Source organism: Pseudoduganella umbonata (assembly GCF_014192225.1).
Classification (GTDB): Bacteria; Pseudomonadota; Gammaproteobacteria; order Burkholderiales; family Burkholderiaceae_D; genus Rugamonas; species Rugamonas umbonata.
In genome coordinates this window covers 229,110-242,892 of record NZ_JACHXS010000003.1, presented here as the reverse complement: position 1 = coordinate 242,892, position 13,783 = coordinate 229,110, and the positions used below count along the sequence as shown (strand labels likewise).

The following is a 13,783-nucleotide window of genomic DNA, read 5'->3' as shown; positions in this document are numbered from 1 at the left end:
TTCAGCGCCCCGTCGTTTCGCGCGCAACAGGCCTGGTGACTTCAAAGATGATGCGCTCGATGACCTGGATCTGCGGCGCATCCCGGGTGTAGTAGCGCGGCTTCCTGGGCCAGCCCGCTTCGAGGTAGCCCCACCAGTCCCAGCAGCCGTTCGGATTGCGCTCTTCCAGTTCCGGGGGCACGAAAAATTTGAACGCTTCGACACGGCAGACGTTACCGGGCAATGCATCGCTTCCGGCCTTCATGGCCGGGTAGACGATGATCGTGCGGTAATGCTCCGCCCAGTTGTTGTAGCCGGAGCGGATGGCGAACTGCCGGGCGTCCTGCCTGCAGCCGTGCAAGGCCACGTGCACATCGCACTGGCTGCCGGCTTTGCGGCACGCCGGCGGCACGTACAGATACCCTTTCTCCGCCATGTCGAAGTTCGCCCGCTGCGGGCCGGGCCGCCCGCCGGGAAGGTCGCCCGACACCGGTCGGGCGGTGGTTTTCACCGCATCGATGAACGGCTGCTGGCGAAACTCCCAGACGTCGCTTTCCGGGATGTTTTTGTGACGGAGGGAAGCGTCATGGCGGGTGCCGGGAGCCTTCAGCGCCCGCAGCAGCTTTCCCGCATTGTCTTCGGCACCGCATTTCCGGATGTAGGTATCCGTACCGCTCTCGATGCCGCACTGGTCCGTTCCCTCGGGCGACAGGATGCCGTGCATGGCGGCATCGCTGCCGTCGGCGGCGTTGCCGCTGTCGGCCACGGTTTCCGGGCCGACGAACTCGCGCAGGAAGGCGAGGCTGGCGTCGCCGGACTGCTTCACGACGGTTGCGTCGCTTGCGCTCTGGAACACGTAGGCCCGTTTCAGCGCCCTGGGCCGGCCCGAGGCGTCGAGCGGGTCGATGGCGCGTTCCCGTGCCAGGCTGCGGGCCACATCCGCCTTCGGCGCGATCGGCTGCCTGCCGCACATGCAGGCGTTGATCGACTTGCCCAGCAGGCCCTCGGCACAGCCCCAGGGCGGCCCGGCGATCGCGCCGACGCCGGTGATCGAGGCGGAGTGGGCGACCGCGTACTGCAGCGCCATGGCGGCACCGGCCGACACGCCGGAGATGCTGACGTCGTCGGGACTCGCCCCGCGCTGCAAGCCCTTGCCGTCGTCGGCATGGACGGGCCCCGGCAGCAGCACGGCAAGCGAACACACGAGCGAACGAACGAGCGAACGAACGAGCGAACGAACGAGCGAACGAACAAGCCGGCAAACGGGAACATCCACGGCTGTGGCGGTCATGGCGAGGCTCCGGTAAAAGCGCTCATCCACTATAGGACACGGTTGCCGGCTTGACCAGCCACCGTTGCACGCTGTCCGGAGGCTGGCGTCAGCCCGTGTTGCGCAGTCCCGCCGCCACGCCGTTGATCGACAGGTGGATGCCCCGGTGCACGCGGTTGTGCCGGTCCTCCGGCGCCGCCGGCCGGGCGCGGTGGCGGCCGATCAGCTCCACCTGCAGGTGGTTCAGCGGGTCGAGGTAGGGGAAGCGGTTCCTGATCGAGCGTGCCAGCGTCGGGTTGTGCACCAGCCGCTCGCCGTTGCCGGTGATGCGCTGCAGGCAGTCCACGGTGGCCGCATGTTCGGCCGCGATGCGCCCGAAGATGCGCTGGCGCAGCGCTTCGTCGGGCACCAGGGCGGCGTAGCGGGAGGCGATCGCCAGGTCGGTCTTGGCCAGCACCATGTCCATGTTGGACAGCAGCGTGGCGAAGAACGGCCAGTCCCGGGCCATGTAGCGCAGCGTCGCCAGGCGCTCGCCGGCGTCGCCTTCGCCGAGCCATTGGGAGATGGCGCTGCCGAAGCCGTACCAGCCGGGCAGCAGCACGCGGCACTGGCCCCACGAGAAGCCCCATGGAATGGCGCGCAGGTCCTCGATGCGCCGCGTTGACTTGCGCGATGCAGGGCGCGAGCCAAGGTTCAGTTCCGCAATCTCGGCAATCGGCGTCGATGTGAAGAAATAGTCGGTGAAGCCGGGCGTTTCATAGACCAGCCCGCGGTAGGCTGCATAAGCGCGTTGCGACAGTTCGGCCATCACGCCTTCGAACACGGCAAGCGGCGACGCCTGCCGCGCGGCGCCCGCCGGCAGCAGGCCCGCCTCGAGGGTGGCCGCCACCAGCAGTTCGAGGTTGCGGCGTCCGATCTCGGCATTGGAGAACTTCGATGCGATGATCTCGCCCTGTTCCGTCAGCCGGATCTGGCCGTTCACGGTACCCGGCGGCTGGGCCAGGATGGCATCGTAGCTGGGGCCGCCGCCACGGCCGACGGTGCCGCCGCGGCCATGGAACAGGCGCAGCCGCACGCCGGCGGCGGCAAACACGTCCACCAGTTTCAGCTCGGCCTGGTACAGCTCCCAGTTCGACGTGAGGAAGCCGCCGTCCTTGTTCGAATCCGAATAGCCCAGCATGACTTCCTGCGTGCTGCCCTGGTGCGCGATGACCTGGGCGACCGGGGGCAGCGCCATCCAGCGGGCCATGATGCCGGCCGCGCGCTGCAGGTCGGGAATGGTTTCAAACAGCGGCACCACCATCACCGTGCCGCGCATGTCCTCCGGATGCAGCAGGCCGGTCTCCTTTTGCAGCACCAGCACCTCGAGCAGGTCGGACACGGTCTCGGTGTGCGAGATGATGTAATGGCGGATCGCCCGCGCGCCGAAGCGCTGCTGCAGCTCGCGCGCGGTACGGAACACTTCCAGCTCGGCGCCGGTCGTCGCGGTGTAGTCGAGGAACGGCGAGAACAGCAGCCGCGGCCGGGCCAGCTCGCCCAGCAGCAGTGCCACCTTGGCATCCTCGTCGAGCGCCGCGTAGTCGGGCTCCACGCCGCCGCGGGCGAACAGTTCGGCCAGCACCGCCTCGTGGACGTCCGAGCCCTGGCGCATGTCGAGCGAGGCCAGGTGGAAACCGAAGATCCGCACCGCGCGCAGCAGGCCGTTCAGCCGCGGTTCGGCAAGGATGGCGCCGTTGTTGGCCGCCAGCGAGGCCGCCAGGACCGACAGCTCCCCGTGCAGTTCGCCGGCATCGCGATAGGGCGGGCACTGGCCCGTTTCCTTGCGCACGATCCCCGCGACACCCAGCGCGCGCGCCGTGGCGGCGAGCCGCGCATGGATGCCGATCAGCGCGCGGCGGTACGGTTCGTCGTTGCGGTGCGGCGAATCGTCCGGCGAGCGGCGCGTCAGCGCGAGCAGTGCCTCGCTGGCCGGCACCAGCAGGGTCGAGGTGGACAGCTCGGCGCCCAGCGCGTGCACCTCGTCGAGATAGAACTCCAGGATGGTGCCGGACTGGCGCAGCAGCGCGTGCCGCATCGTCTCCGCGTTGACGTTCGGGTTGCCGTCGCGGTCGCCGCCGATCCAGCTGCCCATCTGCAGGTAGTCGGCATCGCCGAGGTCCAGCGCGCCGCCGCCGTAGCCGTGGGCGATCTCCCGCTCGACGTCGTCGTACAGCGCCGGCAACTCGCGCAGGAAGGTAGTGCGGTAGTAGGACAGCGCATTGTCGATTTCATCGGCGACCGTCAGCTTTTCATAGCGCAGCATGCGGGTCTGCCACAGCGTGGCGATGCGTGCCTGCAGCAGCTGCACGTTGCGTTCGCGCTCGCGCGGCGTCAGCGGCTGGTCGCGTTCGGCGAGCAGGCGCGCGATCGCATGGCCGGCATCGAGGATGCTCTTGCGCTGCGCTTCCGTGGGGTGCGCCGTCAGCACGGGCGAGATCAGGGCATCGCGCAGGAAGGATGCGATCGCCTCCCGGCCGACACCGGCATCCTTCAGCCGCGTTACCGCGAACGCCACCGACGACGGCTGCGGCGCCGAACCGCCCAGCAGGTGGGCGCGGCGGCGGCGGATGTGGTGCCGGTCCTCGGCGATGTTCGCCAGGTGCGAGAAGTAGGAGAACGCCCGCACCACGGCATTGGTCTGCTCGGGCGCCAGGTTGGCGAGCAGGGCCGACAGTTCCGCGCCCGCGCTGCGGTCGTCTTCCCGGCGGAAGCGCACGGCACTCTGGCGGATCGCTTCGACGACGTCGAACACCGCGTCGCCTTCCTGTTCGCGGATCACGTTGCCCAGCAGCCGGCCCAGCAGGCGGATGTCCTCCTTCAGGGGCGCATCCTTGTCCTGGTCCGGTACGGGGGAAGAGATAGGCAAGGCCTGGTTGCCGAGGTCGTGGAGAGCGCTGTTTTGCATGTCGGTCGAGTGGTCGATTGGTTGATTGTTGTCGGCGGCCGCGGGGATGTGCCGAAGCCATCGCCGTCAGCCGCATTGAGAAAATTCGGCGCAAGCTGGCAACGCATGTCATCGGGACATTGAACGGCCGTTCAACCGAATATTCTTCAATCGTGATTGCCATGTCAATAAAAATGTAGTTTGCTCCATCCAGATGTGTCTTTTAGGGTAAATTTACTACATGTAGTTTGACTACATCTGGCGTGGCGGAGTAGAAAACGGGGAGGCGGCTTCGTGCGGCCGATGCGTGGCGCCGAGCGGCGCAGGCGGGAGTGGTAGGATGGCGCTCCGTTCCAGCACATTCCAGAGGAAGCAATGACCGTATTCGCCATGCCCGTATTCGATGCCACCGTCATCTACGAGGGCAAGGAACTGTTCAAGGGCCAGGGGGCCGCCGGTGTCTGGGCCGAGAAGCTGAGTGCTGAACTCGGCAGCAAGGTCACGGTGGCGAAGATCGGCACCGGCTGGGCATTGTTCGGCAATGTCGATGGTACCGATTGCCGCTGGGGCATCCACGGCCAGCGGCTCAAGCGGCTGGACTGAGCCGGGGAGGCCGGCGCGCCGCATCGGCCGGCCGCGCCAGGCATTGCGCCCTGGCGCCCGACGAAGGGGGGGCTTCAGGGGCGCCGGCCAGCGCCCCTGAAGCCGGTCGTGCCTCAGTCGCTGGCGTGCTGCACGAATACCGCCGTCGTGCGCGCCGGAATCGTGAAGCTGCCCCTCGCCGCATCATAGGCCGCCGCGCGTACCACCGGGTCGCTGCCGAAGCGCTGCACATCGTGCAGCTTCAGCTTGCGGATGCGCAGTTCCGGGATGGCGACGGTGCGGGCCGCCTTGTCGACATTGAACAGCACGACCACCCGCTTGTACTTCGCACCTGGATAGGGAGACGGCTCGGCGCCTGAAATGCTCATCGCCACCACGCCCGGCACCTGACCGGGGCCGGTGTTGTGGAACTTCAGGCGCTCGATCACATCCTGCGCCGTACGCAGGCGGAACAGCGTGCTGTCCTGGCGGATCGCCAGCAGTTCCTCGAAGCCCGTTTTCGCCGCCAGGATGGCCCGCGTGTCCGGAGCGATGAGTGGATTGGCCAGCACCGGCGCCATGACCGGCCAGCTTTGCTCGTTCTTTTCCGCCAGCGGCAGGCCGACGCCGAAGTTGTTGGCGGCATAGCTGTAGTCGAGGCGGTTGAACCAGTCGCCGGCGTTGTAGCTGTCGCGGTCCAGCGACTTCGAACGCAGGATTTCCTGGCCTGCGTGGATGAACGGCACGCCCTGCGACAGGATGTTGATCGCATTGCCCAGCGCGTGTACGCGCACGCGGTCGGCAAGGCTCGTGCCTTGCGGCAGTTTCAGCGCATTGACATCGAACAGGGTCTGGTTGTCGTGCGCCTCGACATAGTTGATGGTCTCGGCCGGACTGCCGGCAAAGCCGGCCTGCTGGCCGAAATAGTCGATCTCGGCGTTGCTGCGCACATTGCCGAAGCGGTCCGTGAAGCGGTAGTCGCGCAGCGTGCCGGACAGCGCCACGCGCACCAGGTCCGCCAGGCGCAGCGCATCGTCGCGCGTTTGCGTCGACTGGCCGTTCGGGTCGAACCACACGCCGTTGGCGAAGCCCTGCTGGTCGACCAGCGCGTTGCCGGTGTCGCAGCAGCCGCCGCCGCGCACCGTGTCGCGGATGCGGTCGTTGAACGAACCGATGCCGGTACCGAACATGTTGGCCTGCCGCGCCTGCACGAACCGCGCGTCGTTGCCGACCGCACCGAAATTCCATGCCTCGCCATACAGGTAGATCGGGCGGCCCGCCGCTTCGTTCGCCGCCGTCTGCAGGCGCTTCATCAGGTCGAGCGGCGTGAAGCCCATGATGTCGAAGCGGAAGCTGTCGATCTTGTACTGCTTCGTCCACAGCGCCACCGAGTCGGTGATCAGCTTGGCCATCATGGCGTTTTCCTGGGCCGTGTCGGCACAGCAGCTGTCGTTCAGGATATTGCCCTCGGCGCCCAGCCGGTAGTAGTAGGCGGGCACGATGCGGTCCAGTATCGACAGCGGCCCCTGCTGCGACTGGCTGGTGTGGTTGTACACCACGTCCAGCGCCACGCGCAGTCCCGCTTCGTGCAGCGCCTGCACCATCGCGCGGAATTCGCGCACGCGCACCGCGCCGTCGGTTGCATCGGTGGCGTAGCTGCCTTCCGGCGTGTTGTAGTGCACCGGGTCGTAGCCCCAGTTGAAGCAGTCGCTGTCGCGCGTGGCGGCCACCGCCGCCTGCTGGGTCGTGGCATCGGCCGCCGCGCCGGGAATCGACGGCGTCACGCAGGCCGTCTCGTCGACGCTGGAAAAATCAAAGCTGGGCAGCAGGTGCACGTGGGTCAAGCCGGCCTTCTGCAGCGAGCGCAGGTGGCGCATCGGCGCCGACTCGCCGTCCGTGAAGGCGAGGTACTTGCCGCGGTGCGTAGCCGGCACCGTGGCATCCGACGCCGAGAAATCGCGGATGTGCAGTTCATACAGCGCGATGTCGGTTGGCGCGGCCAGCTTGGGAATGCGCTGCTCGTCCCAGCCCGCCGGCTTCAGCTGGGGGCTGTCCAGGTTGGCGACGAAGCTGCGCCGGCTGTTGGCGGACACGCTCAGCGAATACGGATCGGTCACCGTGTTCGTCACCAGCGTGTTGTTGGCCCAGCGCGACAGCACCTGCACCGTATAGGTGTAGTAGGCCCGGTTGGTCCACGAGGCATCCGGTGCCGTGTACGACCAGACACCGCTGGCGGCATCGCGCACCATGGCCACCGGCCGCGCGCCTGCCGCGCTTGCGCCGGCATAGACGTCGAGCTGGACGGCCTTCGCCGTCGGCGCCCACACGCGGAAGGTCGGCACGCCCCGGCTGTCGAACGACAGGCCCAGTTGCGCACCGGCGGCACGGGCCGCGAACAGGTCGTCGAGCATGCCGGCCTGCTGCAGCGACGTCACCTGCACCAGCGTACCGTCGGCGCCGTACTGCGCAATGGCGAACTGGGCGCTGGCGAGGCGGGCGATGCCGGCAGCGTCGGCATCGGCCAGGCGCAGGCCGGTGGCGCCGGCCAGGTGCGGATACTTCTGCCGGATCGCGTCCGGCAGCGCGGCCGGTTGCAGCGGCAGGCTGCCTTCGGCGCCGGCCAGGCCGGTGGCGGGATCGGGCGTGGGAGCCATGCCGCCATTGCTTGCATAAAACAGCTTGTACGTGCCGTTCGACGGCGCGCCGGGCCAGGCCAGCGTGGTCGCGGACAGCCAGTGCGCCTTGGCGCTGGCCAGGTTGCCGTAGCTGAGCGCCGGCTGGTCCGCATAGACGGTGCAGTCGCCCTCCAGCATCCACACTTCCTGGCCGGCCGTCATCACATCGGGCCGCAGGTCGGCCCGCTGGTCGGCGGCGCAGTTCTTGGTGCCACTCCCGTCGGTCACGAGAAAGTGGATGGCGGTTTTCCCCGCCGCCAGCGGGATGTCCACGTAGCCGCCGAAGCCGTCGCTGCCGGTGAACATGAAGCGGCCGGTGATCCAGGCCGGGCTGGGCACCTGCGGGCCATCCCACGAATACACGCCCCACTGGGCTTCGTCGCCCTGGATGCGGTGGAAATGCATGCGGATGGTCCCTGGTGCAACGGGCGTCGCGGCGCTGGCGGTCCTGGCCGCGGCGGCCAGGCGCAGCGGCGCGGCGGCGCTTTGCCCGCTGTCGTCGCTCTCTCCGCCGCACGCGGCGAGGACGCTGCCGCACAGCAGGATTGCCGCCCAGCGTGAAATCAAACTACTTCCGATGTCCATATGTCTCCCTGTCGTTGTAATGGAAGGGCCAAGGCGCAGGCGGGCTTCGCCACCTGTCGGGCAAGGTTCTTGTAATAATACTACTGAGATTGCCCGATCCAGCGTGAACCGTCATGTCTGTTGTTTTATTTTCACTACATGGACCGGTAATCGGCCAGTGGCAGGCAGCCAACGAAAAGACGCGGCGCCGGGGCGGGCAGCGCGCGGGGCGCCAGGGTAGAGAGGGGGAGGGAAGAAGCGGGCGGCAGGCGCCCGCGCGGTAATGCGGTGTCAGTACCGGGGCAGGGCGCCCCGGCCGGGTCAGCGTGCCAGCAGGTGCGGGCCGATCTCGCGCACCGACTTCACGCCGGTGAGGACCATGTTGGTCCGGATATCCTTTTCCATGATGGCCAGCAGCTTCGCGATGCCGGCCTCGCCCTGCGCGGCCAGCGCGTACACGAAGGCGCGGCCCAGCAGCACGCCGTCGGCGCCCAGGGCCAGCAGCCGGAACACGTCGGTGCCGGTGCGCGCGCCGCCGTCGGCGAAGATCGTGGTCTTGCCCTTGACCGCATCGGCGATCGCCGGCAGCGCGCTGGCGGTGGACAGCGCGCCGTCGAGCTGGCGCCCGCCGTGGTTCGAGACGACGATGCCGTCCGCCCCGAAGGCGACGGCGTCGCGGGCGTCGTCCGCTTCCAGGATGCCCTTGATGATCATCGGCCCCTGCCATTCGTCGCGAATCCACTGCAGGTCCTGCCAGCCGATCGCCGGGTCGAAGTTCGCGCCCAGCCAGCCGATGTAGTCGGCCAGGCCGGTTGCGGCGCCGCGGTAGGCCGAGATGTTGCCCAGGTCATGCGGCCGGCCGAACAGGCCCACGTCCCATGCCCAGCGCGGATGGGCGATCGCCTGCAGCATGCGCCGCAGCGGTCCGTTCGGGCCGCTCATGCCGCTGTGCGCATCGCGGTAGCGGGCGCCGGGCACCGGCATGTCGACCGTGAACACCAGCGTCGACGCGCCCAGTGCCCTGGCGCGCTGCAGCACGTCGCGCATGAAGCTGCGGTCCTTCAGTACGTACAGCTGGAACCAGATCGGCTTGTCCGCCGCGGCGGCCACCTCCGCCAGCGGGCACACCGACACCGTCGACTGGATGAACGGGATGCCGCGCTTGCAGGCGGCGCGCACGGCCTGCACTTCGCCGCGCCGCGCGTACATGCCGGTCAGGCCCACCGGTGCCAGCGCGATCGGCAGTTCGTGGCGGGTGCCGAACCATTCCGTCGACAGGTCGAGCTGTTCCGATCCTTTCAGCACGCGCTGGCGCAGCTTGACCTGCTGCAGGTCGGCGATGTTGGCGCTCATGGTCTGCTCGGCGCCGGCACCGCCGTCGAGGTAGTGGAAGAGGAACGGCGGCAGCCTGCGGCGCGCCGCCGCCCGGAAATCGGTCGCGGATGAAATGATCATGTGGTCGGTAAGAAGTTGATCGCCTTGCCCGGTGCTGCCGGCCAGCCGGCACGCGCGGCGTTTTCACGAAACGGTCAATTGTAGTACCGCAACTGATCCTGTGTAGTCAAATTGATGAGAGAACGTGCTGCGGCAGGCTTGAAATGCCAAGAGCGCCTGAAAAACCTCGATCACCCTGCCAGGCAGTCGCGGTATATCTGGAGATAGGCCAGCGCAGCCTTCTCCCACGTAAACCCCATCGCGTGCGCGCGGGCACGCTGCGCGCCATCGCCGGCGGCGAAGCGCGCCAGCCCGGCGGCGAAGACCTCGCGCATGTGCTCCGGGTCGAAATGGTCGAAGTAGCAGGCCGCGTCGCCGCCCACTTCCGGCAGGCTGGTCAGGCGCGACAGGAATACGGGACGGCCGTGGTGCATCGCCTCCAGCGCCGGCAGGCCGAAGCCTTCGGCCAGCGACGGGAACAGGAACGCTTCGCAGTGCGCGTAGTACCAGTCCTTGTCGTGCTGGCTGACCGGGCCGGTGATCGCCACCTGGCCGGCCACGCCCAGGCGCGCCGCTTCGTCGAGGATCTTTTGCCGGTATTCGTGCTTGATTACGCCGGCGATGACCAGCGTGTAGTCCGTGCCGCACAGCAGCGGCACCAGCACGTGGAAGTTCTTCTTCGGGCACACCATGCCGACGGCGAACAGGAAGCGGCCCGGCGGCACGAAGCGCGGCTGGTGTCCGGCCGGGGCAAAGCTGCGGTCGGCGCCATTGTGGACGACGGAAATCTTGTCGCGCGCCTCGGGGAAGAAGCGCAGGATGTCGGCCTTGACGAATTCCGAGATCGCCACCACCCGGTCGACGCCGGCGATCTTGCGCGCCATCCTGCGCAGGTGCCTGGCGAGCTTCCGGCTGCCCGGCGGCTGCTCGTGCACCTGGTTCAGGTCGTGCACCGTCATCACCGTCCTGCCGCGCACGCGATCGGGGCCGAAGCGGCAATACTGGTCCGCGAAGTGGATCACGTCGAAATCGCCGCCGCGCGGGAAATACCAGCGGTGATACCTGCGGTGCCCGACATGCGACACCTGCTCGCCGAGAGCGCCTTGCTGCGATGGATACGTGTAGGCGCTCATGTCGAAAGCGCCCGCGCCCTGCCTGACGAGTTCCTGCCCGAGGCTGCGGCCGAAGGTATGCAGGCCGGTGTTCTCGAAGCGCATGGAGTCCAGCGTGATAAGCAGCCGCGGCGTCATGGTCTCGTCGCGGCGCGGCGGTCGCCGGCGTGCTCCGCCGCGGCACGGTCGCGCCACTGGAGCACCACGTCCGCCACCTGCGCGGCGCTGATCCCCGCCATGCAGGTACAGGCCTGCGCGCCGGTGCAGGTGCCGCATTGCCGCGCGCCGCTCAGCGACGTGGCATTGGCGCCGAGCGCGCCCCAGCGGGCGATGTCGATCGGCTGCACCGGCGGGAACAGGCCCAGTGCGTTACGCCCCAGGGCGGCGGCGACGTGCAGCGGACCGGTGCCGCTGGCGATCAGCCCGTCCGCGATGCCGATCAGCGCCACCAGGCCGTTCAGGTCGTAGCGGCCGCACAGGTTGCGCACGTTGGGACTGGCCAGCAGCGCCTGCGCGTCGCGCGCCAGCAGCTCGCCTTCGGCACGGCTGCCGGTGATCCAGATCGCGATGCCCGGATCGGCGGCCAGCGTGGCGGCCAGCTCGGTATAGCGTTCCAGCGGCCATTCGCGGCCATTGCCGTTCGACTTCGGATGCAGCAACAGGTTGAACGGCGCCGCCCGGAACGGTTCGGCGATCTCCCCAGGGCTGGGCGCCTGCAGGCCGTACAGCGGCACGATCTCCGCCAGGGGCGGCAGGTAGTCGATGCCGAGCGGTTTCAGCAGCGCGAAGTTGAGCTGGGCTTCGTGCAGGTGCGAGCGCGCGCGGCTGAAGTGCGCCAGCCGGTTGCAGGTCCACCAGTGGTGCACGCGATGGCTGCTGCCGACGCGGTTCCGCACGCCGGCGCGCCGTGCCGCCCGTGCCAGGGCCCGGTGCGGAAACGCGAAGATGACGGTGTCGTAGCCTTCCTCGTCGAACAGGCGGTCGATGTCCACTTCTTCCAGCGCGAGCGCGCGGTCGATGAAACGGCAGCAGCGCGCCACCGGCGCCGCGTAGGCGCGGCACAGGATGTCGACTTCGACCCCCGGGATATGCTGCTTGAGGAAGCCGGCCAGCGGCAGGGTCAGCACGACGTCGCCGATGTTGTCGGTGCGGCAGATGAGGATGCGTGATGATTCGAAAGGCATTACCGGACGTCTGGATTTTTCTTGTTGCGACAGCGGTTAAGTAACGACTAGCGGACTAGTGCATTACGGACTTGGGACTCGGACTCGGGACTCGTGCGCGGGCCTGGTCGACTGTTGCTGGACTACTGCATTGTAGGGACAATGCACGATCCCGTCGCCAGGGCGCCGCCATTTTTTACACGGCATTACCGGATTTTACACGCGGAAAGGACGGCGCGACAGCGGGCGCCGGCATGAGGACCGCATCCTCCAGCGTACGCAATCAATATGTCGGCAGCATGACCGGCGGCGGCAGCAGCCTTGGCAGTTCCAAAACGCAATTTATATTACGTTTTGTCACATCCACGTCACAACGGCTCCCTACAATGCGCGCTGTCCGTAACCCCAGATCGCTGCCCCATGCCGAACCTTCTCCGCCGCCACACCGGTGCCCGTGTCGTTGCCGCCTTCGCCGCCATCCTTGCCATGCTGGCGATGGTGACGCTGACGTCGCTGTGGTCGCTGCAGAACGTGGCCGCCAATGCCGAACTGCTCGCCGAGGACAAGCTCGCGCGGCAGCGCCTGACGATCGAGCTGCGTGCCAGCGAGCAGCTGAACGCGCTGCGTGCCCTGTCGATCGCCCGCAGCGACAGCCTGGAAGTGGCCGACGCCTTCATGGCGCAGCTGGCCGCCGGGGAAAAGGTAACGCAACGGCTGCAGCGGGCATTGGCGCAGCAGCGCGGCGATGCCGGCGAACTGGCGCTGACGGCGGCGATGCGGCGCCAGCAGCAGCAGTTCCATGCGGTGCGCGACGCGATCTTCAGGCAGAAGGAAATGGGCCGCACCCAGCAGGTCGATGAACTGATCGGCTCCGCCTTCGAACCGCGGCTGGCCGGCTACATGGCGGCGCTCGACGCGCTGCTCGGCCACCAGGAGCGGGCGGCACGGCAGGTGTCGGAAGATTCGCGCGACACGGTCGTCGCGATGCGCGTGCTGCTGGGCGGGCTCGGCCTGCTGGCGCTGCTGGCCGGCGGCGTGCTGGCCCTGCTGCTCACGCGCAGCATCGTGCGGCCGCTGCGCGATGCCGTCGCCTTTGCCGAGCGCGCCGCCGAAGGCGACCTGACGGGAGCATTGCGCCATGGCCGCCAGGACGAAGTGGGCCAGCTGCTCGACGCACTGAACGAGATGGCGCGGCGCCTGGCGCGTACCGTCGGCGGCGTGCGCGATGCGGCGGCGGCGATCGATGCGGCCTCCGTCGAGGTCGCGCATGGCAATCTCGACCTGTCGCGGCGCACCGAACGCCAGGCCGCCACGCTGCAGGAAACTTCGGCCGCGCTGGACCAGCTGGCCACCACGGTGCGCATCAACGGCGCCCAGGCGGTCGATGCCGCCCGGCTGGCGCAGGGCGCGGCGGACGTGGCCGGGCAGGGCGGCAGTGCCATCGCACAGGTGAGCTCCACGATGGATGGCATCAGCCAGTCGGCCGACCGGATCGTCGACATCATCGCCGTCATCGACGGCATCGCATTCCAGACCAACATCCTGGCGCTGAACGCGGCCGTCGAGGCGGCCCGCGCCGGCGAACAGGGGCGCGGCTTTGCCGTGGTGGCCAGCGAGGTGCGGGCACTGGCCCAGCGCTCGGCCACCGCGGCGCGCGAGATCAAGGCGCTGATCGCCGATTCGGTGGCCACCATCGGGCAGGGCGCCGGCCTGGCCGCCGGTGCCCAGGCCACCATGGGCGGCATGCTGGAACGCGTGGACGGCGTGAGCACGCTGATGGCGCGGATCGGCGACGCTGCGCATGCGCAAACGGACGGCATTGCCCAGATGAACGATGCGGTGGCCGGCCTGGAGCGCGATACCCAGAACAATGCCGCGCTGGTCGAGGAAGTGGCGGCGGCGTCGGAGTCGCTGCGGCAGCAGGCCCAGGTGCTCAGTACGCTGATGCAGCAGTTCCGCATCGCCGCAGCGGAACCGCAGGTCGCCGGGCGCCTGGCAGCCTTGCGCTGACAGGCCGGCAGCGGTACATCGCGCCGTACTACTGCCCTGTACTTTCCCTGTACTTTTCCCCGTACTTTACC

Annotated in this window: 8 protein-coding genes; 2 read left to right on the top strand and 6 right to left on the bottom strand. The window is 68.3% G+C overall.

Going from position 1 to position 13,783, the window contains the following annotated elements:
* Position 1: 1 nt before the first annotated feature.
* Positions 2-1,270: an alpha/beta hydrolase family protein gene (locus tag FHS02_RS09800; protein WP_137313258.1), complete on the bottom strand. Its 1,269-nt coding sequence runs from the start codon at positions 1,268-1,270 to the stop codon at positions 2-4.
* An 88-nt stretch (positions 1,271-1,358) separates the two neighbouring features.
* The gene (ppc, locus tag FHS02_RS09795; RefSeq protein WP_137313257.1) at positions 1,359-4,193 is read right to left on the bottom strand and encodes a phosphoenolpyruvate carboxylase; all 2,835 of its coding nucleotides are present in this window, start codon (positions 4,191-4,193) and stop codon (positions 1,359-1,361) included.
* Between the two features lie 354 nt (positions 4,194-4,547).
* Here ppc and FHS02_RS09790 point away from each other — a divergent pair, with 354 nt between their 5' ends.
* Positions 4,548-4,775, top strand: a complete 228-nt coding sequence (locus FHS02_RS09790) for a hypothetical protein (RefSeq protein WP_137313256.1) — start codon at positions 4,548-4,550, stop codon at positions 4,773-4,775.
* A 113-nt stretch (positions 4,776-4,888) separates the two neighbouring features.
* On the opposite strand, the gene FHS02_RS09785 is transcribed toward FHS02_RS09790, so the two are convergent.
* From FHS02_RS09785 to FHS02_RS09770, 4 genes are all read right to left on the bottom strand, one after another.
* Positions 4,889-8,014 carry an alpha-1,6-glucosidase domain-containing protein gene (locus FHS02_RS09785; RefSeq protein WP_137313255.1) on the bottom strand — a complete coding sequence of 1,042 codons (3,126 nt, stop codon included), beginning with the start codon at positions 8,012-8,014 and terminating at the stop codon, positions 4,889-4,891.
* 300 nt (positions 8,015-8,314) lie between these two features.
* Positions 8,315-9,448, bottom strand: a complete 1,134-nt coding sequence (gene lldD / locus FHS02_RS09780; RefSeq protein WP_137313254.1) for an FMN-dependent L-lactate dehydrogenase LldD — start codon at positions 9,446-9,448, stop codon at positions 8,315-8,317.
* A 170-nt stretch (positions 9,449-9,618) separates the two neighbouring features.
* Entirely contained in the window at positions 9,619-10,677 is a 1,059-nt protein-coding gene (locus FHS02_RS09775) for a glycosyltransferase family 4 protein (RefSeq protein ID WP_175424753.1), read from the bottom strand.
* Positions 10,674-11,723 carry a glycosyltransferase family 9 protein gene (locus tag FHS02_RS09770; protein WP_137313252.1) on the bottom strand — a complete coding sequence of 350 codons (1,050 nt, stop codon included), beginning with the start codon at positions 11,721-11,723 and terminating at the stop codon, positions 10,674-10,676. Before FHS02_RS09770 ends, FHS02_RS09775 begins: the two co-directional genes overlap by 4 nt.
* Positions 11,724-12,122: 399 nt before the next feature.
* Here FHS02_RS09770 and FHS02_RS09765 point away from each other — a divergent pair, with 399 nt between their 5' ends.
* Positions 12,123-13,712 carry a methyl-accepting chemotaxis protein gene (locus FHS02_RS09765; RefSeq protein WP_137313251.1) on the top strand — a complete coding sequence of 530 codons (1,590 nt, stop codon included), beginning with the start codon at positions 12,123-12,125 and terminating at the stop codon, positions 13,710-13,712.
* Positions 13,713-13,783 lie beyond the last annotated feature (71 nt).